Genomic DNA, 24,832 nt, shown 5'->3' with positions numbered 1-24,832 from the left:
TCCCCTCAATCGTCCTCAAGCGTGAGCCGGAACTGTGCTGCCTCGAGATCCTTCGGCGGCTGCATGCCCAGATGTTTCCAGGCCGTGGCGGTCAGGATACGCCCGCGCGGCGTGCGCTGGATGAAACCCTGCTGGATCATATAGGGCTCGATGATATCCTCGATCGCGTCGCGCGGCTCCGACAGTCCAGCGGCAATGGTCTCGATGCCGACCGGGCCTCCGCCAAAATTGACGGCGATCATGGTCAGATACCGCATGTCCAGCTGGTCAAGACCCATATTATCCACCAGCAGCCGCGTCAAAGCCTCGTCGGCGATATCCCGGGTAACGGCTTCCGCCCGCGCCACCTCGGCAAAGTCGCGCACCCGGCGCAGAAGCCGTCCGGCTATGCGGGGCGTGCCACGCGCCCGCCTCGCCACTTCACGGGCACCCTCATCCGTCATGTTGAGACCCATCAGCCGCGCACCGCGACGGACGATAAGTTCCAGTTCATCAACCGTGTAAAAGGACAAACGCACGGGAATGCCGAAACGGTCGCGCAGCGGTGTCGTCAAGAGGCCGAGGCGGGTGGTGGCGGCGACAAGCGTGAATTTGGAAAGATCGATCTTCACCGAACGCGCCGCCGGGCCTTCCCCGATGATCAGATCGAGCTGGAAATCCTCCATCGCCGGATAGAGGATTTCTTCTACGGCCGGGTTGAGGCGATGAATTTCATCGATGAAGAGAACATCGCGCTCTTCAAGATTGGTCAGGAGCGCGGCGAGATCGCCCGCCTTGGCGATCACCGGCCCTGAGGTGGACTTGAAGTTCACTCCAAGCTCCTTGGCCATGATCTGCGCCAGGGTGGTCTTGCCGAGGCCGGGCGGACCGACGAACAGCACGTGATCCAACGCCTCGCCACGATTCTTGGCGGCCTCGATGAAGACCTTGAGATTGGCGCGCGCCTCCGCCTGCCCGGTAAAGTCGTCCAGCGACTGCGGACGCAGGGTGGTGTCGATGTCCTCACCGCGCTTTTCAGGGGTGATCAGTCTGTCCGCATCGCTCATTCAGGGCATTCCATTATTTCTAGAATTCATGAGGTCGTCTTCGCCGCTATAACATGGCTGTCGCGCCAGGGCCCGTCACGAAATTCAACACCGCATCCGGACGCTTGTGTAACGGGCTCACCTTACCGTGAAAGCTCCTTCAGCCCCAGCCGGATCAGCTTGGCGCTATCCGCGCCCTCACCGCCATTTTTCAGCGCCGCGGCGACCGCATTGGCGGCCTGGTCACGCGAATAGCCGAGATTGGTGAGTGCAGATACGGCGTCCGCCACCGGCGCGGAGGCTACACCCTCCCCGAGTTCCTGCTTCAGTCCGATAGCCCCGGACGCCTCGCCCGCGAAAGCCGGGGCCTTGTTGCGCAATTCGGTCACGAGCCGCACGGCCACTTTGGGCCCAACCCCCGGCGCACGCGATATTGACGCCTTGTCCTGGAGCGCTATGGCATTGGCAAGCTCGGTGGGCGACAGGGTGGAAAGCACCGCAAGAGCGACTTTCGATCCGACGCCCTGCACGCTCTGCAAAAGGTTGAACCATTCCCGCTCCAGCGCCGAAAGAAAGCCGAAAAGCTTGAGCTGGTCCTCTCGTACATAGGTTTCGATGAAGAGGATCACGGCCTCTCCGACGGAGCCTATTTTCGACAGCGTGCGCGCCGAACAATAGGCGACGTAACAGACGCCATGCACATCCACCAACACGTAATCCGTGCCGATTTCCTCGATGCTGCCCTTCAGTTTTCCGATCATGATCGCGCCCGCTGCAATGAGACTTAAAATTAACCGGCCGCCAGCAGCCGACGCATCCTGTCACCGCCGCGATTATGGGCGTGGCAGATTGCGATCGCGAGGGCGTCCGCCGCATCGTTACCCTTGAACTCGGCCTTCGGCATCAGGATTTTCAGCATCATGTGAATTTGCTGCTTTTCACCATGCCCCACGCCGATGACAGCTTTTTTCACGGCGTTCGGCGCATATTCGAACACCGGCAAACCGGCACGCGCCGGAACAAGCATGGCAATGCCGCGCGCCTGTCCGAGTTTCAGCGTGGCCACCGCGTCCTTGTTGACGAAAGTCTGCTCCACAGCCGCCTCATCGGGCTGATGGCTGTGCACGATTTCCGCCAGGCCGTCATGAAGCTGGCAAAGCCGGGAGGCGAGATCCATGTCGCCATCTGAAGTCACCGTGCCGGAAGCGACGAAACGCAGGCTGTTTCCCAATGTGTCGATCACGCCCCAGCCGGTGCGCCGTAGTCCGGGGTCAATGCCGATGATCCGAATCGTCTTTTGCATGAGGTACCTTATCTTTCCGGCCGCGAGACTGCCAGCGATAAGTGAACAAAACGACAACATTCCCGGATACAGACGTCAAGTCAGGACCAAAGTTGTGCCAGTACCGACCTTTGGCAAAGGCCAATTTTTTTGATCCATCCTTCAATTCTACGCGACTTGTCTGGTAAATCCGTAGACGCGCCTTACATCCGCTGCAAAGACCCAGATTACGCAGGAGCGTCGGATGATCCCCTTTTCCCTTCTCGATCTTTCGCCCATCGGCGAGGGCGAGAGCGTCAGCGCGGCGCTCGAAAACTCCCGCCGGATGGCGATCAAGGCTGAAGAACAAGGTTATAACCGGATATGGCTGGCCGAACATCACGGCATGCCCGGCATCGCAAGCGCCGCGACGTCGCTCGTTATCGCCCATGTGGGAGCGGCCACGAAACATATCCGCGTCGGCTCCGGCGGTATCATGCTTCCCAACCACTCCCCGCTCGTCATTGCCGAACAGTTCGGGACGCTTGCAGCACTTCTGCCCGGCCGGGTCGATCTTGGCCTGGGCCGCGCCCCCGGAACGGATATGCGAACCGCACGGGCGCTGCGCCGTAATCTCGACGCCGGTGCGGAGAATTTCCCGCACGACATCGTCGAATTGCAAAGATATCTCGGCCCGCCCCAGCAGGATCAGGCGATCCTCGCCGTACCCGGCATGAATTCGAACGTGCCTCTCTGGCTGCTCGGTTCCAGCACCTATAGTGCGCATCTGGCCGCAGCCCTTGGCCTGCCCTATTCCTTCGCATCCCATTTTGCCCCTGACATGCTGATGGAAGCGATCCATATCTATCGCGAGCGCTTCCAGCCCTCCGAGGTGCTGGACAAGCCCTATGTGATGGTGGGCGTGATGGGTGTAGGCGCCGATACCGACGAGGAGGCGCAGCATCTCTTTACCTCGTCACAGCAGCAATTCGTCAATCTGCGGCGCAATGTGCGCACGCAGTTCCCGAAGCCCGTGCACAGCATGGAAGGCTACTGGAACGAGATGGAGCGCTTCTCCGTGGTGCACACGTTGCGTTTTGCCGCCGTTGGCGCGCCTGAAACGATCCAGCGTCATCTCGACGGTTTTCTGGCTGAAACACAGGCGGATGAGCTGATTGTCTCGATGCCGATCCACGACATCGAAAAGCGGCTGCGGTCGGTCGAGATTTTCGCCGACGTGCGGACATCCATCAAAAAGGCCGCCTAAACAAAAAGCCCCGGCGCGGATCGCTGCCGGGGCTTTTTTTAGGAACGTGAAAACGTCAGGCGGAAAGCTTGGCGAGAATTTCTTCCGACACTTCGAAGTTCGAATAGACGTTCTGCACGTCGTCATCGTCTTCGAGGTTGTCGATGAGTTTCATCAGCGACTGTGCCTTTTCTTCATCTACCGGTACCGTGTTCTGCGGCTTCCAGATGGCCTTGACGCTTTCGGCTTCGCCCAGCACGCCTTCCAGCGCCTTGGATACCTCGTTCATCGCTTCGAAACCGCAGATGATGATGTGGCCGTCTTCGGAAGATTCAACATCGTCCGCACCGGCCTCGATGGCCGCTTCCATCACCTTGTCTGCATCGCCGACTTCCGCCTTGTAGGAAATCTCGCCGACACGGTCGAAGGAGAAGGAGACCGATCCGGTTTCACCCAGCGCACCACCAGCCTTGGTGAAGATGGATCGTACATTGGAGGCAGTGCGGTTACGGTTGTCTGTAAGCGCCTCGACGATGACGGCGACGCCGCCAGGGCCGTAGCCTTCGTAGCGGACCTCATCATAGTTCTCGCCTTCGGCACCCGCAGCCTTCTTGATGGCGCGCTCGATATTGTCTTTCGGCATGGACTGGGCCTTGGCGTTCTGGATGGCCAGACGCAGGCGCGGGTTCATGTTCGGGTCGGGCATGCCCGTCTTGGCCGCAACGGTGATTTCGCGCGCAAGCTTGGAAAACATTTTGGACCGCACGGAGTCCTGCTTGCCCTTGCGGTGCATGATGTTCTTGAACTGTGAATGACCAGCCATGGAAAACCTGATTTATCGTAATTTGGAGATTGCGGGCCTTATAAGTGCGATAGGCTCATCGTTCAAGCCCGCAGGCGCTTTCTCTTGCCGCAACAACAGAAGGAACTGATTTATCCGCTCTTCGTTCTGATCATGAACGCGACGGAGAAGGCCATCTTTTCCACTCCGCCGCAGCCCCAAACCGGAAGGAGAAGACATATGGTCAGCCTGACTGAAGCAAGAGAAGCCCCGGCCCGCCAGCTCTGGGACGAGATTAATTCCGTCCATGCCGGCATGCTCGGCCTTGAGGGCCTGCACAGTCACATGCAGCCTATGGCGCCCCACGCTGACCCCAAGACCAACACGATCTGGTTTTTTTCCAAAAAAGACACGGATCTGGTAAAATCGCTCAAATCCGGATCCCGTGCGCATTTCTGCCTTGTGGGCAAGGATCATGATTATCACGCCTGCCTTTCGGGCGTACTCGAAGCGCGCGATGACAAATCAAAGATCGACGAATACTGGAATTCAGTCACCGCCGCCTGGTACGAGCACGGCAAGAGCGATCCGCAACTAACGATGCTGGCGTTGCATGTCGATGATGCCGATATCTGGGCTTCGACGGACAGTACGCTGAAATTCGGCTGGGAAATCGCCAAGGCAAACATGTCGGATGACAAGACGCCCGACGTCGGCGTTCGCCAGCACCTCACCTTCGCCTGAGAATCCGCTCCCCGAGCCTTTCCCCGCCCGTCGCCATTTACATGCCTTTCGGCACCAGTATCTGCGGCTGGCGGGGAAGGTTTCTCATCGAGACCCGGATGACCGGATCGCTTGCATAGGCGATAGCGAAATTTTCGCCAAACATGGTCAGAAACTGCTCCAGCGGCGGGCCGGTGCGATGCATCGGCAGGATCAGCGCAGAGCGCAGGCGCTTGACTACCCTGCTCATGCTGTCGGCCCCCATGGTCAGACCACCATCGACAGGCACCATCAACACATCCAGGCGGCCGATCTCGGCATAATGCGTGTCCGTCAACTCATGATGCAGATGGCCGAGATGGCCAATACACAGCCCGGCAACCTCGAAGATGAAGATGGAATTGCCGTTTTCCTGAAAAGACTCATAATCTCCCCAGCGGTTGCGGATGTCGGTTGAGACATTGCGGATGTAAACGTCGCCCACGAGCACCTTGTGCTCGGCTTTTTCTCCCGGCGTATCGCTCCAGCCATGCAGCACATATTGAATGGCCGGGTCCGGATTGAGGGTGAAATGTGTTGAATGCGCCCGGTTCATGGTCACCACCGTCGGCATGACGGGAGGGCGATAGACGCCGTTATAATCCGTGGCAATCGTTACCCCGCCGGGACTTTCGATCAGGTAGGTGGAGTGGCCGATGAAGCTGATTTTCACCTCTTCCTTCGCCGTGGCCTGAGCCAGCTGAACATTGCGCGCATCGAAGCGCGCGAACATCACGCCCGGAATGGCGCTGGCGATCGCCTGGCACTGGCTGACGGGAGGACGGCTCGCCGACTGGGAGAAGGCCGCTCCCGAACAGGCGATCAGTCCTGTTATTGCAAGCATTAGCACGCGCAGCATCATGCCACTCCCCTGAACTTGCGAAGCTGAGAGGATGGGACAGGTTTTGCCGAGCGTCCAGTTACATCAGCAACTGAAGGCTGGCACTCTCGTCATTGTGAACGCTTCGGCGGGATCAAACCCAGAAGGAAGGCAGCGTTTCCGAAAGTCGCGGCCCGATGCGCAGCGGCGCAATTTTTTCCGCAAGCCCAGTCCGGTCGGAAATCTCCACCCCGACACCGCAGATCGTGGCAGGCCCGCTCGCTGCCTCAAAGCGGCCCTTCGGCATCTTGGAGATAAAGCGGTTGATCGGCTCTTCCTTGTCCATTCCGAGGGAACTGTCATAATCGCCGCACATGCCCGCATCCGACATGTAGGCGGTTCCGCCGTTCAATATCTGTGCGTCAGCCGTCGGAACATGGGTGTGGGTGCCGACGACGAAGCTTGCACGGCCATCCACGAAATGTCCGAAGCACTGTTTCTCGCTGGTCGCCTCGGCGTGAAAATCGAAGATGATGGCATCCGCCTGTTCCTTCAGCGGGCAGGCAGCAAGAATGCTTTCCGCCGACTTGAAGGGGTCGTCCAGCTCCGGATGCATGAAGACCCGCCCCATGATGTTGGCGACCAATATGCGTGCGCCGTTGCGGGCATAAAAAATGCCCGAGCCCTTGCCCGGCGTACCCTCGGGATAATTGGCGGGCCGCAGGAACTGGTCATGGCGCTCGCAGAAGGAAACCGCCTCTTTCTGATCCCAGACGTGATTGCCGGTGGTGACAACATCGGCACCGGCATTGATGGTCTCGAGATAGATATCCTCGGTGATACCGAAACCACCAGCAGCATTCTCACCGTTGACGATGACGAAATCCAGCTTCAGATCGGAAATCAGCCCCGGCAATCGCTCCCAGACAGCCGTGCGTCCGGTCTTGCCAACCATGTCTCCGAGAAAAAGAAGCCTCATTCACCCGCCCCGATCTTGCGCATGTTTCGATATTTCGTCCCCTCTAACGGGTAATCAATCTTTTAAAAAGTGCTAAAGCGCCTTTTGCCCACTATCGGAGATCGACAACGGGGCTGAAAACCAGCGCAGACCGCTTTCTGTCAGAATGGCGTGAAGCGAGACATCGTGCGGTTCCGCGGGGATGTCTGCCACTTCCTGACAGTCAAAGGCGACACCGATGAGAACGGGCTGTTTGCCCTTCGCGTGCAACCGCGCGATGGCGCGGTCATAATGGCCTGCGCCATAACCAACCCGTTGCCCGTGTCCATCGAAGACGGACAGAGGTACGAGCAGTATATCGGGATCGAGAAGCTCCGCATCCTCACCCGGACCGGTCGTGCCGAAGCCGGTCTTCACCAGCGGCGTATCCCTCTCGAAAGCCCTGAAGACAATGGTTTCACGATCCAGCACAACGGGAAGGACGAGACGTCCACCCCTTGCCCGCAACGCTTCCATCAGCGGACGGGTATCCGCCTCCGAGCGGATCGGCATGAAGCCGGAGATGACGGTCCCCGGCACAAGGGGAATATCCGCGGCACCGTGGGCGGTAATGGACTGGCTCTTCTCGTGCCGTTCCGCCAGCGTCAGAGCATCTCGCGCGGCGAGCCGTTCGCCGCGCAACCTTGCTTTTTCGGCAACGTCACCGGGCATCAGGCGGCCCGGCTCACGAGAACCTTGTCGATGCGGTGACCATCAAGGTCGATGACCTCGAAACGCCAGCCGTTGCGGGTTACATGTTCACCCAGTTCCGGCAGGCGACGGAACTCGTCCAGGACAAGTCCGGCGACGGTCTCGAACTCGGCGTCCTCATTGATCTGGAAGCCCATGCGATAAGCGAACTCATCGGCAGGCATCCAGCCGGCAACGAGGAACGAACCGTCCTCGCGCTCGACCATGGCCGGCTCTTCGTCGTCATCTTCCTGAAAGGCACCGGTAATGGCCTCCAGCACGTCGCCGGAGCTGATGATACCTTCGAAATGGCCGTACTCGTCATAAACGAGGACCATGTGCACGGTGGAGCGACGCAGCGACTGAATGACGTCAACGGCGCTCGTCAGGTCGGACACGACGGGCACCTCGCGCAGAAGCTCACGAATGTTGAGCTCCTTGCCGGAGGCCAGCGCATCGAAGGCGTCCTTGGCGAAAAGCACGCCAAGAATTTCGTCGGACGCGCCGTTGCGCACCGGAAGACGCGAACGCTGCGTCCCGCGAAGCTGCTCGCGGATTTCTTCGGCGCTGTCTTCGATATCGACCACTTCCACGTCGCGACGCGGCGTCATCAGGCCGCGCGCGTTGCGGTCAGCAAGGCGCATGACGCTGGTGATCATCGCCGATTCTTCGGTCTCGATCACGCCGGCGCTATGGGCTTCGGCCAGAACGGTGCGAATTTCATCGTCGGTAACCGACGCGTTGGATTCGCCACTATGGCCGAGAAGCGCCAGAATGGCCTTACCCGACCGGTCGAGCAGCCACACCAGCGGCGCGCCGACCTTGGACAGTAGCATCATGGTAGGCGCAACACGCGCGGCAATCTTTTCAGGATCGCGCAACGCAATCTGCTTTGGCACCAGTTCGCCGACGATCAGTGACAGGTAAGTAATGGCGACGACGACCGAGCCGACGCCAATCGCATCGGCCGCACGGTCAGGAACACCCTGCTCCAGAAGCCACGCCGTAAAGCGGGCACCGAGCGTGGCGCCGGAAAATGCGCCCGAGAGAACGCCGACCAGCGTGATGCCGATCTGCACTGTAGAAAGAAAGCGTCCGGGGTTTTCGGAAAGGCTGAGCGCCTGTGTGGCGCCCTTGCTGCCTTGCGTGGCAAGCACCTTTAGCCTCGCCGGTCTGGAGGAGACAACGGCAAGCTCGGACATGGCAAGCACACCGTTCAATACGGTGAGCAGGACCACGATCATAATTTCAGTAAACAAGTTTAGCTCTTTGGGCTGTTGAACGGCACGTCGCGGTTTTGGCCGCAGCGCCCCTTTTTAAAGGGCATGACAGACATACCAATCCGGATAATAGGGAATTGTTCCGCCATTGCAATGACAGGAATATAAAAAAGCCGTGCCCGGCAGTTATGAAAAATGACTGTCGACTATATCGAGGGTACAGGGAAGCATCGGAATTGTCCCGAAACTTCAAGCGCGTTCCACGGCGACCGATGGAGATTTACGATCCTGGGTGCCTACAAAAGTAGGTGGGCACCGTGTGTCCAGCCCCACGGGACTGGCCAGGGACAGCTCCCTTTGGATCGAGTATGGCCCCAGGGATTGTGGTTCCTGTCGAGAAGCGCAGAACGCATTCAAGATATAGGACGGATCGGGAAAAACCGCCAGAGGCGCAGAGCGAAATTTTATCGCTTCGGATTCCGGACAATCAGTGTGCCGCCGGTTTTGGGCGGTCCAGCAATTTTTCGGTAATGCCGTTCAGCCGGTCGGCCAGATCGCCGATGGCAAGCGCCACCATCTCATCCGACTTCGCCTTGTGCTCGGCCATGCCATCGCGATTGCGGGAGAGGGATGCGACCTCACCTTCCAGCTTCTCGATCTTGCGGTTGAGCTCGGAAAGCTCGTCCATCACCATGATACCAGCCATCACCGTTAGCCTCAGGTCGCCGATTTCTCCGAACTGGCTCTTGAGATGCCCGACATACCGGTCGAAACGGGTGGCAAGGTCGGTCAGGTGGTCTTCCTGGCCTGCTTCGCACGCCATGCGATAGGCCTTTCCGTCGATCATAACAGTAACTTGCGCCATGATACCGCTCCTATCGATCCAGCACCGCGCGGATCGTCTCCATGGCCGTCACCAGCCGGCGCGAAACCTCGCGATTGACTTCTTCAAGACGGTTAGCGCGAAACTCGGCCTGGTCCAGTTCCTGCGCCAGTCTGGCGCGGTCGACATGGACGCGCTTCACCTCGTTATCGATCTCGCCGGTCTCTCTCTGCCGCTCGATACGCATATCGATGGCATTTTCGAGATTTGTGATGGCAGCATTCAGCTCCGTCAGCGCAGATTGTAAGGTCTTCTCAGCCGACATCGTTTTTTCCAACTCGCACGCCACCGGCCGAATCGTCCGGTTTCAGGCCATTTAAACGCTCGCGAGGTTATTACCCGATTTACCATCCCGTCAATCAAACCAGTGCATTGTGGCGTTTTGCTCTGTGGATGAACGAAGAAACCGGGCCGGGCGGGACACGAAATCCGTTCCAGCCCCCGCTTTGCGAAACGATTTTTATCGACCGCAGAACCGCAATTGCCCGTCGATTTATTGACTTGCCTGCCTCACCTGCTATGGATCAACCCGCTTTTTGGATAGTTGCGTAAAACTATCTCCTTTCACCCGGAAACAGACGGAAAAGCCATGATTTCTCGCGACAAACACAACCGGATGGCAAATGCGATCCGCTTTCTTGCCATGGATGCAGTGGAGAAGGCCAATTCAGGCCATCCCGGTCTGCCGATGGGCGCCGCTGATGTCGCCACCGTTCTCTTCACCCGTTATCTGAAATTCGATCCCAAGGCGCCGCTCTGGCCGGATCGCGACCGTTTCGTGCTGTCGGCAGGTCATGGTTCGATGCTTCTTTACTCGCTGCTCTATCTTACGGGCTACGAGGACATGACGATCGACGAGATCAAGCGTTTCCGTCAATTCGGTTCCAAGACCGCCGGCCATCCTGAATATGGCCACGCCACCGGCATCGAAACGACCACCGGTCCGCTCGGCCAGGGCATCGCCAACGCCGTGGGCATGGCAATCGCCGAACGCAAGCTGGAAGAGGAGTTCGGCTCCGACCTGCAGAGCCACTTCACTTATGTACTGTGCGGCGACGGCTGCCTCATGGAAGGCATCAGCCACGAAGCCATCGCGCTTGCCGGCCATTTGAAGCTTAACAAGCTCGTTCTCTTCTGGGATGACAACAACATCACCATCGACGGCGAAGTTGGCCTCTCCGACAGCACCGATCAGATTGCCCGTTTCCAGGCGGTTCACTGGAACACCATCCGTGTTGACGGCCATGATCCGGATGCGATCGCCGCTGCCATCGAAGCCGCGCAGAAATCGGACCGCCCGACCTTCATCGCCTGCAAGACCGTCATCGGTTTCGGCGCGCCCAACAAGCAGGGCACCCATAAGGTTCATGGCAACCCGCTCGGCGCAGAAGAAATCGCTGCGGCCCGCAAGAGCCTGAACTGGGAAGCCGAAGCTTTCGTCATTCCGGAAGACGTGCTGGATGCATGGCGTCTTGCCGGTCTGCGCTCCACCAAGACGCGTCAGGACTGGGAAGCCCGCCTAGAAGCCGCTGAGGCCGGCAAGAAAGCCGAGTTCAAGCGCCGCTTCGCCGGCGACCTGACGGGCAATTTCGATAGCTCGATCGATGCTTTCAAGAAGAAGATCATCGAGAACAACCCGACCGTTGCGACCCGCAAGGCCTCGGAAGACTCGCTCGAAGTCATTAACGGCGTGCTGCCGGAAATGATCGGCGGTTCTGCCGACCTGACGCCGTCCAACAACACCAAGACCAGCCAGATGAAGTCCATCACGCCGACGGACTTCTCCGGCCGTTACCTGCACTACGGCATCCGCGAACACGGCATGGCTGCTGCCATGAACGGCATCGCACTGCATGGCGGTCTCATTCCTTATGCGGGCGGCTTCCTGATCTTCTCGGACTACTGCCGTCCGTCGATCCGTCTTGCCGCGCTCATGGGCATCCGTGTCGTCCACGTTCTGACGCATGATTCCATCGGCGTTGGTGAAGACGGCCCGACCCACCAGCCGGTGGAGCAGATCGCTGCCCTTCGCGCCATTCCGAACCTGCTCGTCTTCCGCCCGGCGGATGAGACCGAGACGGCGGAATGCTGGCAGCTGGCGCTGGAACAGAAGCATCGTCCGTCTGCGCTGGCCCTAACCCGCCAGAACCTTGCACCTTCGCGCAAGGAATATGAAGAGAAGAACCTGTCTGCTTACGGCGCCTACGAACTCGTTTCCGCCAGCGACGCCAAGGTTTCGATCTTCGCTTCCGGTTCGGAGGTCGAAGTGGCTCTGAAAGCGGCCGCAACGCTGAAGGACAAGGGCGTATCCGCCCGCGTCGTTTCCGTTCCCTGCTTCGAACTCTTCAAGGAACAGCCGGAAACCTATCGCAACGCCATCATCGGCAAGGCTCCGGTCAAGGTCGCGGTGGAAGCCGCCATCCGCCAGGGCTGGGATTATTTCATCGGTAACGATGGCGCTTTCGTCGGCATGCACTCCTTTGGAGCGTCCGCCCCGGCGAAGGATCTCTTCAAGCACTTCGGTATCACGGCGGAAGCTGTCGTCGCCGCAGTCGAGGCAAAACTTGCGTAAGGGCTTCCCAAGCCCTCACCATTCAGCAAAGACCAAGCCCATTCTTGATCGGGAGACTGTAAATGACTGTAAAAGTTGCCATTAACGGCTTCGGCCGCATCGGCCGCAATGTTTTGCGCGCCATCGTCGAATCCGGCCGCACCGATATCGAAGTCGTCGCCATCAACGACCTCGGCCCGGTTGAAACCAACGCTCACCTGCTGCGCTACGATTCGATCCACGGCAAGTTCCCGGCCGACGTCAAGGTCGAAGGCGACACCATCATCGTTGGCGGTGGCAAGCCGATCAAGGTGACGGCCGTTCGCGACCCGGCAACGCTGCCGCACAAGGAACTGGGCGTCGATATCGCGCTTGAGTGCACCGGCATCTTCACAGCCCGCGACAAGGCTGCTGCCCATCTGACGGCCGGCGCAAAGCGCGTCATCGTTTCGGCTCCCGCTGACGGCGCCGACCTCACCGTCGTCTTCGGTGTCAACCATGACCAGCTGACGAAAGATCACCTCGTCATCTCCAACGCATCCTGCACCACCAACTGCCTCGTGCCGGTCGTGAAGGTTCTCGATGACGCCGTTGGCATCGATCATGGCTTCATGACCACGATCCACTCCTACACCGGCGACCAGCCGACGCTGGACACCATGCACAAGGATTTGTACCGCGCCCGCGCCGCAGCCCTGTCCATGATCCCGACCTCGACAGGCGCCGCAAAGGCTGTTGGCCTCGTCCTGCCACACCTCAAGGGCAAGCTTGACGGCACGTCGATCCGCGTTCCGACCCCGAATGTGTCGGTTGTCGACTTCAAGTTCGTGGCCAAGAAGAGCACGACCGTTGCCGAAATCAACGCAGCCATCAAGGCGGCTTCCGACGGCCAGCTGAAGGGCATCCTCGGCTATACCGACGAGCCGCTGGTTTCCCGCGATTTCAACCACGACAGCCACTCGTCGATCTTCGCCAATGACCAGACCAAGGTCATGGAAGGCAACTTCGTGCGCGTCCTGTCCTGGTACGACAACGAGTGGGGCTTCTCCAACCGCATGTCGGATACGGCTGTCGCCTTCGCGAAGACCATCTAACGAATACTCATCAGTCGATGCATTCCGGCGGGAGCGATCCCGCCGGATTTTTTATTCCCGGTTTTCCTCTACAGTGCCGCCATGTTTTCAATTTCCTGCCTTTGTCTGGTCCATTTTGAAACGGACAAGGGACGCAGGGATAACGGTCGTGCGCAATGCACTTCGGCCCTGCCGTATCTTTCGATACACCCCGCCTTGCGTTACCTTTCAACGCCGCCGACCGAGCGCTGACAGACCGCAACCCGTGGCGCATTGACTGCGAACGTGCAGAGCAATCATTGCGGTGGCCAGCGCGGCGTGAAAGAGGCGGTGGACGTGGAATCATTTTATCTGTTGTTGCTGGTGGCAACTGTTCTTGTCCTCGTCGCCGCCTTCTCGAGCCTCATCGCCTACCGCTTCGGCGCGCCGCTGCTGCTGCTTTTCCTTGTGATTGGACTTGCGGCGGGTGTGGACGGACTCGGTATCGAATTCACCAACAACCCTCTCGCCTATATGCTCGGTTCGCTGGTACTTGCCGTCATCCTGTTCGACTCCGGGTTTGGCACGTCGATCCAGTCATTCCGGCTTTCCGCGGCACCGGCAATGGCGCTTGCCACGGTCGGCGTTATTCTCACATCCGTCTTTTTCGCGGGCGCAGCCGCCCTCCTGCTCGGGCTCTCCTGGCTAGAGGGCCTGCTGCTCGGTGCCATCGTCGCCTCCACCGATGCGGCAGCGGTGTTTTTCCTGCTGCGCATCGGCGGCATCCACATCCGCGATCAGGTGCGCTCCACGCTGGAGGTCGAATCCGGCACCAACGATCCAATGGCCATCTTCCTCACAGTCGCCCTGGTCGAGATCATCGCCAAAGGACAGGGCCTGGCCGGTATCGACAGCGGTTTTCTGCTGCTTTTTGTTGAGGAAATGGGCCTCGGTGTGATCGTCGGCGTGCTGGGCGGTCTCATGATCGCCGCCGTGGTCAACCGTTTTGCCGCCGATCGCGGGCTGGCGCCGATCTTTGTGCTTGCGCTGGCGCTGCTCGTGTTTTCCTTCACCGGCACGATTGGCGGCAGCGGCTTTCTGGCGGTCTATGTCGCCGGCATTGTCGCCGGCAATCGCAGGATCTTCGCCAAGGAAACGATCCGTCGCTTCCACGAAGGGCTGACGTGGCTGGCACAGATCATCATGTTCCTGATGCTCGGCCTGCTTGCCACGCCGTCGCAGTTTCCTGCAATCGCAATTCCAGCCATCCTGCTGGCGCTGTTCCTGATCTTCGTCGCCCGTCCGCTCGCGGTCTGGCTCAGCCTCATGCCGTTTAACTACACCCAACAGGAAACCTCTTTCGTCGCCTGGGTGGGCCTGCGCGGCGCCGTCTCCATCCTGCTTGCCATCATGCCCATCCTCGGCGGACTTGATGACGCCCAGATATATTTCAATGCCGCCTTCATCATCGTGCTGGTATCGCTCCTCGTGCAGGGCTGGACCATCAAACCAGTGGCAACAAGGCTGGGGCTGATCGTGCCGCCGCGCATGGGCGATGTGGACAAGCTGGAGGTTGACCTTCCCGGCACGGCCAATCACGAACTGATTTCCTACCGCGTGGCAAAGGGCAGCGCCATCCTGCAGGGCGAACGCATTCCCCGCTGGGCGATGCCTTCGCTGGTGGTGCGTGACGGCAAATCGATTCGCTACCAATATGCCGGGCGGCTGCGTGAAAATGATCTTGTCTATCTCTTCATCGCCCCCGGTTATTCCCGCCTGATCGACCGGCTCTTCGCGAGCGCCCTGCCCGTCGCCGATGACGACGCCGATTTCTTCGGCACCTTCGCGATCTCTCCCGCCCGGCCGGCGAAGGAGCTTGATGCCGCCTATGGTCCCGGCCTGCTTGCGCCAGCAGAACATGCAATGAGCATCGCAGAACTCATCGAGACACGTCTTGCCGGACGGGCCGATTATGCCGACCGCGTGCGCCTCGGCTCCATCGTCCTGATCGTGCGAACTTTGGACGAACATGAGGCGATAGCGGGTGTCGGAATTTCGCTGGAGCCGGTCGAACCGGCTACCACCCTGCCGATCTTCATCAGCTTCTCGGAAATTTTCAAACGGGTGCGCGACTATCTGGCGCAGCGGCGTCAGTCGCGTTCCACCGCTACCGCACAAGACGTGGTCGCACCTTCAAACACCGTGAGAGAAAATGAAGCCTGACCGGCTTGCGTCGGCAATCAGGCATAGTATGGTCCCTGCCGAACTCGCAACAAATCAGGATCGACCTATGCCCGCTTTCAAGACCATCGATGACCTCAACGACATTGCCGGAAAGCGCGTTCTCGTCCGCGTTGATCTCAACGTGCCGGTCGCGGATGGCAAAGTTACGGACAAGACCCGTATCGAGCGGGTCGCGCCGACCATTCTGGAACTTTCCAAGAAGGGCGCAAAGGTCATTCTGCTTGCCCATTTTGGCCGTCCGAAGGGCGAACCCGTGGCTGACATGTCGCTTTCCCAGATCGTACCAGCAGTTGAGGAAGTGCTGGACCATGCCGTCTCCTTCGCGTCCGACTGCATCGGCGCGCCGGCGGCGGAAGCCGTTGCGAAACTGAATGACGGCGATATCCTGCTTCTGGAAAACACGCGCTTCCACAAGGGCGAGGAAAAGAACGATCCCACCTTCGTCGAGGCTCTGGCGGCCAATGGCGATATCTATGTCAATGACGCCTTCTCCGCCGCGCATCGCGCCCACGCCTCCACCGAGGGCCTCGCCCGCCACCTGCCCGCCTATGCCGGCCGCACCATGCAGGCCGAGCTTGAGGCTCTGGAAAAGGGCCTCGGCCAGCCGGTGCGTCCCGTCGTCGCCATCGTCGGCGGCGCGAAGGTTTCAAGCAAAATCGATCTTCTGATGAACCTCGTGAAGAAGGTCGATGCCCTCGTCATCGGCGGCGGCATGGCCAACACCTTCCTCGCCGCCCGTGGCGCCCAGGTTGGAAAATCGCTCTGCGAGCACGATCTGGCCGAAACCGCAAAGCAGATCATGATCGAGGCCGCGACTTCCGGCTGTGCCATCGTGCTGCCGGAAGACGGCGTCGTTGCCCGCGAATTCAAGGCCGGTGCGGCCAGTGAAACGGTCGACATCAATGCCATTCCCGCTGACGCCATGGTGCTTGATGTCGGCCCGAAATCGGTTGAAAGCATCAAGGCCTGGATTTCACGCGCGGAAACGCTGGTCTGGAACGGGCCGCTCGGCGCCTTCGAAATCGAACCCTTCGATGCAGCCACCGTGGCTGCCGCAAAACATGCCGCGGAATGCACGAAGGCCGGCAAGCTCGTCTCCGTCGCAGGCGGCGGCGACACCGTGGCCGCGCTCAACCATGCCGGCGTTTCCGAGGATTTCTCCTATGTTTCGACCGCCGGCGGCGCCTTCCTTGAATGGATGGAAGGCAAGGAACTGCCGGGCGTTGCCATCCTGACCGCCGCCAAGTAAACTTATCTCACTTGCCTGACACGAGGCCGGACAAGCGATGCTTGTCCGGCCTTGTTTTTTGGTAAGTGCACGCGGGAGGAAAAGTTTCAAACGATTGAAATCATTTCAATCGTTTCAATGAGTTAGCGTGCCATTTCCCTGCCCTGGAACTTCTGTTATCGGAAATTTATTGTGCCTTGGGAGAATAGCAAATGACCGAACGTCTCGAAGACATCGCAATCAAAATGGTCGCCGACGGCAAGGGCCTGCTCGCCGCCGACGAATCCACGGGAACGATCAAAAAGCGTTTCGACAGCATCAATCTGGAGTCCACCGAGACCGCCCGCCGCGACTATCGCGAGATGCTGTTCCGTTCCGACGACGCCATGAAGAAATATATCTCCGGCGTCATTCTCTATGAAGAGACCCTGTTCCAGAAGGCTGCCGACGGCACACCTTTCGTTGATATCATCAAGGCGGCTGGCAGCCTGCCGGGCATCAAGGTGGATATCGGCGCCAAGCCGATGGCCTTCCACCCGCATGAATTCATTACCGAAGGCCTCGACGGTCTTTATGAGCGCCTGCGCAAGTACCACGAAGCCGGTGCGCGCTTCGCTAAGTGGCGTGGCGTCATCACCATCGGTGAACAGCGCCCGAGCTGGGGTTCGATCAAGGCAAACTCCCAGTCGCTCGCCCGCTATGCCGCTCTCTGCCAGCAGGCGGATATCGTGCCGATCGTGGAGCCTGAAGTCCTGATGGACGGCGAGCCGGGCACGCATGACATCGACCGTTGCGCGGAAGTCACGCAATGGGTTCTGCAGACCGTCTTCGCGGACCTGTTCGACGCCCGCGTGAACCTCGAAGGCATGATCCTCAAGCCGAACATGATCATCGACGGCAAGAAGGCCCGCAAGGCTTCCGTCGAGGAAGTGGCGGAAAAGACCGTGAAGGTCCTGAAGGCGACCGTACCTTCCGCCGTTCCGGGCATTGCCTTCCTTTCCGGCGGCCAGTCCTCCGAAGAAGCAACGGCGCATCTCTCCGCCATGAATTCCGGCTATGACCTGCCCTGGTCTCTCACCTACTCCTACGGCCGCGCGCTTCAGGATACGGCCCTCAAGACATGGGGCGGCAAGCAGGAGAATGTCGCTGCCGGCCAGCGCGCCTTCACGCACCGCGCCGCCATGAACAGCCTGGCGGCCAAGGGCAACTGGAAGCAAGAACTCGAAAAGGCAGCCTGAGGCTTCGCTCCAGAGCTTTAGTGAATGAAAGCCGCCTCCCGGGGCGGCTTTTTCTTATGGGCGCAGAAGCAGCGTTACCGACCAGATGACAAAGGCGGCAACCGCTATCTTCCAGCAATCGCCCCGTTTCTTCAGCCCCGGCAGGCCGAGCGGCCGGATAATCTGGACGGCCATGGCCAGCAGTAAAAAAAGGCCGATCGCCTTCGTCATTTATTGAGCCTTTTCTTTATTTCTGCATCGTCACAGGCTGGACATTTTTACCGTTCACCAGAAGAGTGCAACTCATTCGGGTAACTCCCGTTGTATGACCTGTCCGACCGTCCGTCCGAACGCATGAGAGTGTTGTCATGAGCAGAAATCTTCTACCCGTATTCGCTCTTTTATCCAGCACTCTGTTTCTCTTTCTCGGCAACGGTCTTCAGGGCCTCGTGCTGCCAGTGCGTGGCTCGGCAGAGGGTTACTCCAACGAGATCCTTGGTTTCCTCGGAACCTCCTGGGCTGCGGGCTTCGTTGTTGGTTGTTTTGTCGCGCCGGCCATCGTGCGCCGTGCTGGCCATGTCCGGGCTTTTGCGTCCTTCGTCGCATTGGTATGCCTGACCGTGCTCATGACCGGTCTCATCGTTGATGACGTCTGGTGGATTACGCTACGTGCGCTTACCGGCTTCTGCACCGCCGGCACCTCAATGATCATCGAAAGCTGGCTGAACGAGCGCGCCACGAACGAAAGCCGCGGCATGATCTTTTCGCTCTATATCGCCATCACGCTTCTGGGCGTCGTGGCAGGACAGATGATCGTGCCGATGGGAGATATCAGCAATACCTCGCTGTTCATGATCTGCGGCATCATTTATTGCATCGCCATTCTGCCGGCAACGCTTTCAAAGGCGGCCAGTCCACAGCCCTTGCAGAAGGTGAAACTGGATTTGCCGGCGCTCTATCGCAACTCCCCGGTCTCCTTCGTCGGCATTTTGATGATCGGCATCGCCAACGGTGCTTACGGCACGCTCGGCGCGGTCTTCGGTGCCCGGGCAGGCCTGGATCCGACCATGATCGCCATCATGGTGTCCGTCACGATTTTCGTCGGCGCATTGGCGCAGTTCCCGGCGGGTCGCCTTTCGGACAGGATAGACCGTCGTTACGTGCTGGCCGGCCTCGCGGGGCTTGGCGCGGTCGCGGGACTTGCGGTCGCAGCCGTGCAGCCGCATCACGTCTACGTTCTGATTCCGATGATCGCCGTTTACGGTGCAGCCGCCAATGCGCTCTATCCCATAGCCGTGGCGCACGCCAACGACTTTGCGGCGTCCGAGGATTTCGTCAAGGTTTCAGGCGGGTTGCTGTTGCTTTACGGCGTCGGCACCATTATCGGACCGACGCTCGGCGGCGCTGTCATGACCTATTCCGGGCCCTATGCGCTTTTTCTGGTCACAGCCGTCGCCCATATTTTGATTACTGCCTATGCCATTATCAGAAGCCGCAGGCGCGCCGCGCTTTCAACCGACGAGAAGGACAATTTCTCGACGATGATGCCGACGACGCCTTCGCCGCTGGTGACACCGGAGAGTATTGCGCTTGACCCGCGCGCGCCGCAATATCCCGGCGAGGATGGGGACTACGTGGAAAAAGGAGCAGGCATATGAGCCTCTTTGACGACGACCGCCCGCAAAAACCCGCTGCACACCAGATTGGCAGCGATCTCAGCCTCCTCTCCGTGGACGAACTGGACAGCCGGATCGAGCTTCTCCAGGCCGAGATCACCCGACTCGAAGAGGAAAGAAAGCGGAAATCCGCGGGAAGACAGGCGGCGGAGAATCTTTTCCGATCCTGATGCGCGGTGACCAATAAACCCGGCCCGCACGTGCCTAACGGCAGACTCGGTTCAACGTGCGTTCCAAAACAAGAGGTTTTGGGTCAGTCTTTCGTTTACCATTAACCAAAAATTAAGCTTTCTGAGAGATTACTATACATATCCAGTTCTTCTGGATTTCAGGCATCTTCTCCATTCGGCGAATTGGTCTGATTTTTCTCCCTGTTTTACCTTGAGAGCCGCTTTCGCGGCTCTTTTTTTGCCGCCGCCGGCTTCGGTAAAACTGTGGGTATTAACCCTTCTTTAATAATTGCCTTGCGCATTTCAGGTAAAGATACCATCCTGAAAACACTAAAGGCCGGAACAAAATATCCGGATCGTCGTTGCCTGACAGTGTGGTGCGTGAGCAGGGATTTAAAGAAATGTCGGAACAGGTTTTAAATACCATAAGCTTTGCGGGGCGCGCGGCTGCTTCCAACCAGTTCAAGACCCTCTATACCGAAGGCATGACCCTGGTGGAGGAAACTGCAAGCTATCTCGACGGCGCCGGCCGGGCCGCCTCGAAAGTTTTGCCGCGCATGGCCTCAGTGCTTTATGCCGCGGAATCGATGCGCCTCACGACTCGCCTGATGCAGATGGCCTCCTGGCTGCTTCTCCAGCGCGCCGTCAACAACGGTGAAATGACCCGCGATCAGGTTTTGAGCGAGAAGAATAAGGTTCGCCTCGACAGCTTTAACGTCGACCGCAACGCGCCCGGCTGGAACGACCTGCCGGAGTCCTTCCGCGATCTTATCGAGCGCTCGCTGCGTCTCCAGAACCGCATCGCCCTGCTCGACCGCGAAATCTATCGCCCCTCCGAAGCCGCGAAGGTGCCGGACAATGAGAACAGCGTTCAGGCGCAGCTCAACCTACTGCGCACGGCTTTCTCGATCAACTGAGAAAACACCACATTGAGTGGACAATTTGAAAGCAGGCTCACCGGCCTGCTTTTTTGTTTCAGCGGTCATGCCGGGTAGATGCCATCGCCAAAACAGCGCAACAAAAAAGCCCGGTAAAACCGGGCTTTTTTAACAATCCGTCCGCAAGGGAATCAGAGGCCGAGGCCACCGAAACGCTTGTTGAACTTGGAAACGCGACCACCGCGGTCCATAAGCTGCTGGTTGCCGCCCGTCCATGCCGGATGGGACTTGGGGTCGATTTCAAGGTTCATGACGGCGCCTTCCGAACCCCAGGTAGAGCGGGTTTCGTATTCGGTGCCATCGGTCATGACCACCTTGATCGTGTGATAATCGGGATGGATATCAGCCTTCATGACAATCTTCCTGGTTAAGTGACGTGCGGTCCATTTGCCGCAATTGCGTCAACTGAGCCAATTCAATAAATGAAGCCATAGTCCAGATGGGCTATGGCTTCCCAATTCGATGCGGAGCCTATACATGAAGGTCGCCGAGATAACAAGAGCCTGCTATCCCCTTGTGAAAGGAGATGGCTGCCGGGCAGGAATTTTACCGCAGACCGGAAATTCGCCCGCAAAAGGCCGAAAAATGGCGAAGAACGAGGAGCATAGAGGACGTGGCAGACATCGAACAGCATAAAGCGGTGAAACAGAGAAGCCTGAAACCGCTCCTTGGCCTGTTTCCTTATCTCAGGCGTTATCGTGGCTTGATGGCTGCGGCTCTTTTTGCACTTGTTCTGTCTTCCGCCACGACTCTTGCCTTGCCGCTCGCCGTTCGCCGCATCATCGATCACGGTTTTCAGACGCCTGATGGCGGTATGATCAACAGCTACTTCGCCATGCTTTTAGCCATTGCGGTTGTTCTCGCACTCGCCAGCGCCATGCGTTATTATTACGTCATGACGATCGGCGAGAGGGTCGTCGCCGATCTTCGCCGCGATGTGTTCGCCCATCTCACCACGCTGTCACAGCAATTCTTCGATGCCAACCGCTCAGGCGAGCTCACCTCGCGACTGACGGCCGACACGGTGCAGATCCGCTCCGCATTCGGCTCATCTGCGTCGGTGGCGTTGCGCAACATCATCATGTGCTGCGGCGCCGTGGCGATGATGATCTATACCAGCCCCGGTCTTTCCGGACTCGCGCTGCTGGCCATTCCCTTTATCGTTTTTCCCCTGATTGCCTTCGGGCGCTCGGTTCGCGCCCGCTCCCGTACGACACAAGACACATTGGCCATTTCCGCCGCTTATGCTTCCGAGACGATTGCAGCGAGCCGCACCGTACAGTCCTTCAATGCCGAGACGCTGGCGAATGCCCGTTATGGCGCTTCAGTGGAAGCGGCCTATCAGGGCGCACGCGCCGCCATCGGCGCACGCTCCATCCTCACCGCCGTCGCCATTACGCTCGTCTTCGGCAGCGTTGTCGGCATTCTCTGGTATGGGGCGCAAAGCGTCCTGTCCGGTAGCATGACCGCGGGAACGCTCGGTCAGTTCGTGCTTTATTCGGTCATCGCGGCCAGCGGCCTTGGCCAGCTCTCGGAAGTCTGGGGAGAACTGGCGCAGGCCGGCGGCGCGGCGGAACGGCTGTCCGAACTGCTGGACGAGCGCTCGCCGGTTCTCGATCCCGTCGCGCCCGTCACTCTGCCCCAGCCACCGCGTGGCGAAGCCGCATTCGAGAATGTCGATTTTGTCTACCCGCTCGCGGCAGGACGGCCGATCGTCTCCGGCCTCTCCTTCAAAGTCAGCGCCGGCGAAACCGTCGCCATCGTCGGACCCTCCGGTGCGGGCAAGAGCACGGTCTTTTCGCTGCTGATGCGCTTTTACGATCCGCAGCAGGGCCGTATCACCATTGACGGCGCTGATATCCGCGACGTCAAGCTCGCCGATCTGCGGGCGCGCCTGTCCATCGTCCCGCAGGATGTAGCGATATTCGCCTCCTCCATCCATGACAATATCGCCTTTGGGCGGCCTGACGCGACACGGGAAGAAGTGCGCGCCGCCGCCATCGCCGCGCAGGCCGACAGCTTCATCGAACGCCTTACCGACGGATATGACACCCAGGTGGGAGAGCGCGGCGTGACGCTTTCCGGCGGGCAGCGCCAGCGCATCGCCATTGCCCGCGCCATCCTGCGCAACGCACCTATCCTGCTTTTGGACGAGGCCACCTCGGCGCTCGACGCGGAAAGCGAGACACTGGTACAGAAGGCTCTCGATGAGCTCATGAGCAGCCGCACCACCATTGTCATCGCCCACCGCCTTGCCACCGTTCTCAAAGCCGACCGCATTCTGGTGATGGATGAAGGCCGCATCATCGAGGAAGGCACGCATCAGAGTCTCATTCGCCAGAACGGTCTCTATGCCCGGCTCGCCCATCTGCAATTCCAGACTGGGCCCGAAGAACTGCGCGCACAGGCCTGAGTTACGTCAGCACACTGCGCCCCGCAATGCGCCCGGAAAACAGGCATCCTCCAAGGAAAGTGCCTTCAAGCGCGTTATATCCATGCATGCCGCCACCGCCGAAACCAGCCACCTCGCCAGCGGCATAAAGCCCCGGCACCGGCTCACCGCCGGCGTCCAGCACCCTCGCCTCAAGGTCGGTGTGCAGGCCACCCAGGGTCTTGCGCGTCAGCACATGCAAACGCACGGCAATCAAAGGCCCCATGGCAGGATCGAGCAGGCGATGCGGTTTCGCCGTTCGCATCAGCCGGTCACCGAGGTAACGGCGCGCACCGTGGATCGCCGTTACCTGCGTATCCTTGCTAAAGCCGTTTTCAATCTCACGGTCGCGCGCTTCGATCTGCCGGCGGATGTGGTTGGTGTCCAGGCGATCATTTCCGGCGATGGCGTTCATCGCAGGCACCAATTCTTCCAGCGTATCACGAACGGCGAAATCCTCGCCCCGTTCCATGAAAGCCCGCACGGGTCCAGGCGGCTCCTTTCCCAACCTTTTCAGCAACAGGCGCATATTCTTGCCCGTCAAATCAGGATTCTGCTCCGAACCTGAAAGCGCGAACTCCTTCTTGATGATCGCTTTGGTCAGAATGAACCAGCTGTAACCGCTGCCACGTTCACCCAGCATCTTCAGTGTGCCAAGCGTATCAAAGCCAGGCATGGCCGGCGCATGAAGCCGGTCACCATTCGCATCGCACCAGAAGGACGAAGGACCGGGCAGAATGCGGATGCCGTGACCTGGCCAGATCGGGTCGTGGTTTTTGACACCCTCGGTGTAATGCCACATGCGGTCACGGTTGATGACCCCGCCACCCGCCGCCTCAGTGATGGCGATCATGCGGCCGTCCACATGCGCCGGCACACCGCAAACCATGTTTTGCGGCGGCTGGCCCAGTCGTTCCACGGGCCAGTTGCGCCGCACCAGCTCCTGATTACCGCCGATGCCGCCGGAACTGACAATGACCGCAGCAGCGGAAAGACTGAATTCGCCCTGCTCTTCCCGGCTGCTCTCCTCTCCGCGTTGCACCGGATCGCTTGCAAGAACCGCGCCGGAAACGCCGGTCACCCGGCCATCGGCGATATCCAGCCGATCAACCCGGTGGCGGAAGCGGAAGGATAGCCGCCCATCCGCCGCGATCAGCTTTGCCTTTTTAACGAAGGGAGCAAGCACCCCGGGGCCTGTGCCCCAGGTGACATGGAAGCGTGGAACAGAATTGCCATGGCCATCGGCCAAACCGCCGCCACGCTCGGCCCAGCCGACAACGGGAAACCAGCGCATACCCATTCGGTGCAGCCATTCCCGCTTCTCACCGGCAGCAAAATCGAGATAGGCCTCTGCCCAGCGACACGGCCAGTGATCTTCCGGGCGATCAAAACCGGCCGAACCGAACCAGTCCTGCCTCGCAAGGTCGAGACTGTCTCGCACGCGCATCCGACGTTGTTCTGGGCTATCGATGAAAAACAGGCCGCCAAGCGACCAGAAGGCTTGTCCGCCCAGGTTCCGCTCACCCTCCTGATCAACCACGCAGACGCTGAGACCTCGCTCGGCAGCCTCCGTTGCCGCAACCAGCCCGGCAAGCCCCGCCCCGACAACGATCACATCATAGCGTTCCATCAGCCCCTCC

Annotated in this window: 24 protein-coding genes and 1 other RNA gene; 11 read left to right on the top strand and 14 right to left on the bottom strand. The window is 59.4% G+C overall.

The genetic code is table 11. The features are described from left to right. Window positions 1–5: 5 nt before the first annotated feature. The 3 genes from ruvB to ruvC all read right to left on the bottom strand — a co-directional run bounded on the left by ruvB (window position 6) and on the right by ruvC (window position 2,328). Window positions 6–1,046, bottom strand: coding sequence for a Holliday junction branch migration DNA helicase RuvB (ruvB, locus tag BLU28_RS10105; RefSeq protein WP_004445743.1), 1,041 nt, complete (start codon window positions 1,044–1,046; stop codon window positions 6–8). A 122-nt stretch (window positions 1,047–1,168) separates the two neighbouring features. Continuing rightward, window positions 1,169–1,786, bottom strand: coding sequence for a Holliday junction branch migration protein RuvA (ruvA, locus tag BLU28_RS10100; RefSeq protein ID WP_004445745.1), 618 nt, complete (start codon window positions 1,784–1,786; stop codon window positions 1,169–1,171). Between the two features lie 29 nt (window positions 1,787–1,815). Beyond that, window positions 1,816–2,328, bottom strand: coding sequence for a crossover junction endodeoxyribonuclease RuvC (gene ruvC / locus BLU28_RS10095; protein ID WP_004445748.1), 513 nt, complete (start codon window positions 2,326–2,328; stop codon window positions 1,816–1,818). A 223-nt stretch (window positions 2,329–2,551) separates the two neighbouring features. Between ruvC and BLU28_RS10090 the strand changes: the two genes are divergently transcribed. Further along, complete coding sequence (locus BLU28_RS10090; protein WP_077985786.1) at window positions 2,552–3,553, top strand: LLM class flavin-dependent oxidoreductase; 1,002 nt, start codon at window positions 2,552–2,554, stop codon at window positions 3,551–3,553. Window positions 3,554–3,608: 55 nt separating this feature from the next. Here BLU28_RS10090 and BLU28_RS10085 read toward each other — a convergent pair whose 3' ends face one another. Continuing rightward, on the bottom strand, window positions 3,609–4,355 hold the full coding sequence (locus BLU28_RS10085; RefSeq protein ID WP_004445751.1) for a YebC/PmpR family DNA-binding transcriptional regulator: 747 nt from the start codon (window positions 4,353–4,355) through the stop codon (window positions 3,609–3,611). Window positions 4,356–4,553: 198 nt separating this feature from the next. On the opposite strand from BLU28_RS10085, the gene BLU28_RS10080 reads away from it, so the two are divergent. Then, window positions 4,554–5,057 carry a pyridoxamine 5'-phosphate oxidase family protein gene (locus BLU28_RS10080; protein WP_004445753.1) on the top strand — a complete coding sequence of 168 codons (504 nt, stop codon included), beginning with the start codon at window positions 4,554–4,556 and terminating at the stop codon, window positions 5,055–5,057. A 37-nt stretch (window positions 5,058–5,094) separates the two neighbouring features. On the opposite strand, the gene BLU28_RS10075 is transcribed toward BLU28_RS10080, so the two are convergent. The 7 genes from BLU28_RS10075 to BLU28_RS10040 form a co-directional block, all read right to left on the bottom strand. Further along, on the bottom strand, window positions 5,095–5,937 hold the full coding sequence (locus BLU28_RS10075) for an MBL fold metallo-hydrolase (RefSeq protein WP_034497294.1): 843 nt from the start codon (window positions 5,935–5,937) through the stop codon (window positions 5,095–5,097). Window positions 5,938–6,049: 112 nt separating this feature from the next. Beyond that, entirely contained in the window at window positions 6,050–6,874 is an 825-nt protein-coding gene (locus BLU28_RS10070) for a TIGR00282 family metallophosphoesterase (protein WP_004445757.1), read from the bottom strand. Window positions 6,875–6,946: 72 nt separating this feature from the next. Continuing rightward, window positions 6,947–7,564 (bottom strand): 5-formyltetrahydrofolate cyclo-ligase, encoded by a 618-nt coding sequence (locus tag BLU28_RS10065; RefSeq protein WP_022563048.1) that lies wholly within the window; start codon window positions 7,562–7,564, stop codon window positions 6,947–6,949. Continuing rightward, a complete protein-coding gene (locus tag BLU28_RS10060; RefSeq protein WP_004445761.1) occupies window positions 7,564–8,826 on the bottom strand; it encodes a hemolysin family protein in 1,263 nt (420 codons plus the stop codon). The genes BLU28_RS10065 and BLU28_RS10060 overlap by 1 nt, the downstream gene beginning before the upstream one ends. 229 nt (window positions 8,827–9,055) lie before the next feature. Beyond that, window positions 9,056–9,214: non-coding RNA, 6S RNA (gene ssrS / locus BLU28_RS10050), on the bottom strand. Between the two features lie 75 nt (window positions 9,215–9,289). After that, on the bottom strand, window positions 9,290–9,667 hold the full coding sequence (locus BLU28_RS10045; protein WP_004445763.1) for a cell division protein ZapA: 378 nt from the start codon (window positions 9,665–9,667) through the stop codon (window positions 9,290–9,292). A gap of 10 nt (window positions 9,668–9,677) precedes the next feature. Beyond that, window positions 9,678–9,950 (bottom strand): DUF4164 domain-containing protein, encoded by a 273-nt coding sequence (locus BLU28_RS10040; protein ID WP_004445765.1) that lies wholly within the window; start codon window positions 9,948–9,950, stop codon window positions 9,678–9,680. A gap of 324 nt (window positions 9,951–10,274) precedes the next feature. Between BLU28_RS10040 and tkt the strand changes: the two genes are divergently transcribed. The 5 genes from tkt to BLU28_RS10015 all read left to right on the top strand — a co-directional run bounded on the left by tkt (window position 10,275) and on the right by BLU28_RS10015 (window position 17,998). Beyond that, window positions 10,275–12,257 carry a transketolase gene (gene tkt, locus BLU28_RS10035; RefSeq protein ID WP_077985788.1) on the top strand — a complete coding sequence of 661 codons (1,983 nt, stop codon included), beginning with the start codon at window positions 10,275–10,277 and terminating at the stop codon, window positions 12,255–12,257. Window positions 12,258–12,319: 62 nt separating this feature from the next. After that, window positions 12,320–13,330 (top strand): type I glyceraldehyde-3-phosphate dehydrogenase, encoded by a 1,011-nt coding sequence (gene gap / locus BLU28_RS10030; protein ID WP_004445768.1) that lies wholly within the window; start codon window positions 12,320–12,322, stop codon window positions 13,328–13,330. Window positions 13,331–13,645: 315 nt separating this feature from the next. Beyond that, window positions 13,646–15,511, top strand: a complete 1,866-nt coding sequence (locus BLU28_RS10025; protein WP_077985923.1) for a potassium/proton antiporter — start codon at window positions 13,646–13,648, stop codon at window positions 15,509–15,511. A 67-nt stretch (window positions 15,512–15,578) separates the two neighbouring features. Further along, window positions 15,579–16,781, top strand: a complete 1,203-nt coding sequence (locus BLU28_RS10020) for a phosphoglycerate kinase (protein WP_004445771.1) — start codon at window positions 15,579–15,581, stop codon at window positions 16,779–16,781. A 191-nt stretch (window positions 16,782–16,972) separates the two neighbouring features. Continuing rightward, on the top strand, window positions 16,973–17,998 hold the full coding sequence (locus BLU28_RS10015) for a class I fructose-bisphosphate aldolase (RefSeq protein WP_004445772.1): 1,026 nt from the start codon (window positions 16,973–16,975) through the stop codon (window positions 17,996–17,998). A gap of 54 nt (window positions 17,999–18,052) precedes the next feature. On the opposite strand, the gene BLU28_RS26305 is transcribed toward BLU28_RS10015, so the two are convergent. After that, a complete protein-coding gene (locus tag BLU28_RS26305; RefSeq protein WP_004445774.1) occupies window positions 18,053–18,208 on the bottom strand; it encodes a hypothetical protein in 156 nt (51 codons plus the stop codon). A 137-nt stretch (window positions 18,209–18,345) separates the two neighbouring features. Here BLU28_RS26305 and BLU28_RS10010 point away from each other — a divergent pair, with 137 nt between their 5' ends. The 3 genes from BLU28_RS10010 (at window position 18,346) to rcdA (ending at window position 20,740) form a co-directional block, all read left to right on the top strand. After that, a complete protein-coding gene (locus BLU28_RS10010; RefSeq protein WP_004445776.1) occupies window positions 18,346–19,635 on the top strand; it encodes an MFS transporter in 1,290 nt (429 codons plus the stop codon). Then, window positions 19,632–19,823, top strand: a complete 192-nt coding sequence (locus BLU28_RS10005; protein WP_004445779.1) for a DUF1192 domain-containing protein — start codon at window positions 19,632–19,634, stop codon at window positions 19,821–19,823. The genes BLU28_RS10010 and BLU28_RS10005 overlap by 4 nt, the downstream gene beginning before the upstream one ends. Before the next feature lie 401 nt (window positions 19,824–20,224). After that, window positions 20,225–20,740 (top strand): protease adaptor protein RcdA, encoded by a 516-nt coding sequence (gene rcdA, locus BLU28_RS10000; RefSeq protein ID WP_003506184.1) that lies wholly within the window; start codon window positions 20,225–20,227, stop codon window positions 20,738–20,740. A 152-nt stretch (window positions 20,741–20,892) separates the two neighbouring features. Here the strand turns inward: rcdA and rpmE are convergent, their stop codons facing one another. Further along, window positions 20,893–21,114 carry a 50S ribosomal protein L31 gene (gene rpmE / locus BLU28_RS09995; protein ID WP_003497640.1) on the bottom strand — a complete coding sequence of 74 codons (222 nt, stop codon included), beginning with the start codon at window positions 21,112–21,114 and terminating at the stop codon, window positions 20,893–20,895. Between the two features lie 260 nt (window positions 21,115–21,374). Between rpmE and BLU28_RS09990 the strand changes: the two genes are divergently transcribed. Next, on the top strand, window positions 21,375–23,174 hold the full coding sequence (locus tag BLU28_RS09990; RefSeq protein WP_077985924.1) for an ABC transporter transmembrane domain-containing protein: 1,800 nt from the start codon (window positions 21,375–21,377) through the stop codon (window positions 23,172–23,174). Between the two features lies 1 nt (window position 23,175). Here BLU28_RS09990 and BLU28_RS09985 read toward each other — a convergent pair whose 3' ends face one another. After that, window positions 23,176–24,822: an FAD-binding dehydrogenase gene (locus tag BLU28_RS09985; RefSeq protein WP_077985789.1), complete on the bottom strand. Its 1,647-nt coding sequence runs from the start codon at window positions 24,820–24,822 to the stop codon at window positions 23,176–23,178. Window positions 24,823–24,832 lie beyond the last annotated feature (10 nt).

The organism is Agrobacterium pusense, assembly GCF_900102105.1.
GTDB lineage: Bacteria > Pseudomonadota > Alphaproteobacteria > Rhizobiales > Rhizobiaceae > Agrobacterium > Agrobacterium pusense.
Note: the sequence above shows the minus strand (reverse complement) of the source record. Positions and strands in the feature narration are given on the sequence as shown.

Bases quoted from the DNA above. Each gene is read 5' to 3' on its own strand.
- ruvB (WP_004445743.1), bottom strand. From the start codon at position 1,046: ATGAGCGATGCGGACAGACTGATCACCCCTGAAAAGCGCGGTGAGGAC.
- ruvA (WP_004445745.1), bottom strand. From the start codon at position 1,786: ATGATCGGAAAACTGAAGGGCAGCATCGAGGAAATCGGCACGGATTAC.
- ruvC (WP_004445748.1), bottom strand. From the start codon at position 2,328: ATGCAAAAGACGATTCGGATCATCGGCATTGACCCCGGACTACGGCGC.
- BLU28_RS10090 (WP_077985786.1), top strand. From the start codon at position 2,552: ATGATCCCCTTTTCCCTTCTCGATCTTTCGCCCATCGGCGAGGGCGAG.
- BLU28_RS10085 (WP_004445751.1), bottom strand. From the start codon at position 4,355: ATGGCTGGTCATTCACAGTTCAAGAACATCATGCACCGCAAGGGCAAG.
- BLU28_RS10080 (WP_004445753.1), top strand. From the start codon at position 4,554: ATGGTCAGCCTGACTGAAGCAAGAGAAGCCCCGGCCCGCCAGCTCTGG.
- BLU28_RS10075 (WP_034497294.1), bottom strand. From the start codon at position 5,937: ATGATGCTGCGCGTGCTAATGCTTGCAATAACAGGACTGATCGCCTGT.
- BLU28_RS10070 (WP_004445757.1), bottom strand. From the start codon at position 6,874: ATGAGGCTTCTTTTTCTCGGAGACATGGTTGGCAAGACCGGACGCACG.
- BLU28_RS10065 (WP_022563048.1), bottom strand. From the start codon at position 7,564: ATGCCCGGTGACGTTGCCGAAAAAGCAAGGTTGCGCGGCGAACGGCTC.
- BLU28_RS10060 (WP_004445761.1), bottom strand. From the start codon at position 8,826: ATGATCGTGGTCCTGCTCACCGTATTGAACGGTGTGCTTGCCATGTCC.
- BLU28_RS10045 (WP_004445763.1), bottom strand. From the start codon at position 9,667: ATGGCGCAAGTTACTGTTATGATCGACGGAAAGGCCTATCGCATGGCG.
- BLU28_RS10040 (WP_004445765.1), bottom strand. From the start codon at position 9,950: ATGTCGGCTGAGAAGACCTTACAATCTGCGCTGACGGAGCTGAATGCT.
- tkt (WP_077985788.1), top strand. From the start codon at position 10,275: ATGATTTCTCGCGACAAACACAACCGGATGGCAAATGCGATCCGCTTT.
- gap (WP_004445768.1), top strand. From the start codon at position 12,320: ATGACTGTAAAAGTTGCCATTAACGGCTTCGGCCGCATCGGCCGCAAT.
- BLU28_RS10020 (WP_004445771.1), top strand. From the start codon at position 15,579: ATGCCCGCTTTCAAGACCATCGATGACCTCAACGACATTGCCGGAAAG.
- BLU28_RS10015 (WP_004445772.1), top strand. From the start codon at position 16,973: ATGACCGAACGTCTCGAAGACATCGCAATCAAAATGGTCGCCGACGGC.
- BLU28_RS26305 (WP_004445774.1), bottom strand. From the start codon at position 18,208: ATGACGAAGGCGATCGGCCTTTTTTTACTGCTGGCCATGGCCGTCCAG.
- BLU28_RS10010 (WP_004445776.1), top strand. From the start codon at position 18,346: ATGAGCAGAAATCTTCTACCCGTATTCGCTCTTTTATCCAGCACTCTG.
- BLU28_RS10005 (WP_004445779.1), top strand. From the start codon at position 19,632: ATGAGCCTCTTTGACGACGACCGCCCGCAAAAACCCGCTGCACACCAG.
- rcdA (WP_003506184.1), top strand. From the start codon at position 20,225: ATGTCGGAACAGGTTTTAAATACCATAAGCTTTGCGGGGCGCGCGGCT.
- rpmE (WP_003497640.1), bottom strand. From the start codon at position 21,114: ATGAAGGCTGATATCCATCCCGATTATCACACGATCAAGGTGGTCATG.
- BLU28_RS09985 (WP_077985789.1), bottom strand. From the start codon at position 24,822: ATGGAACGCTATGATGTGATCGTTGTCGGGGCGGGGCTTGCCGGGCTG.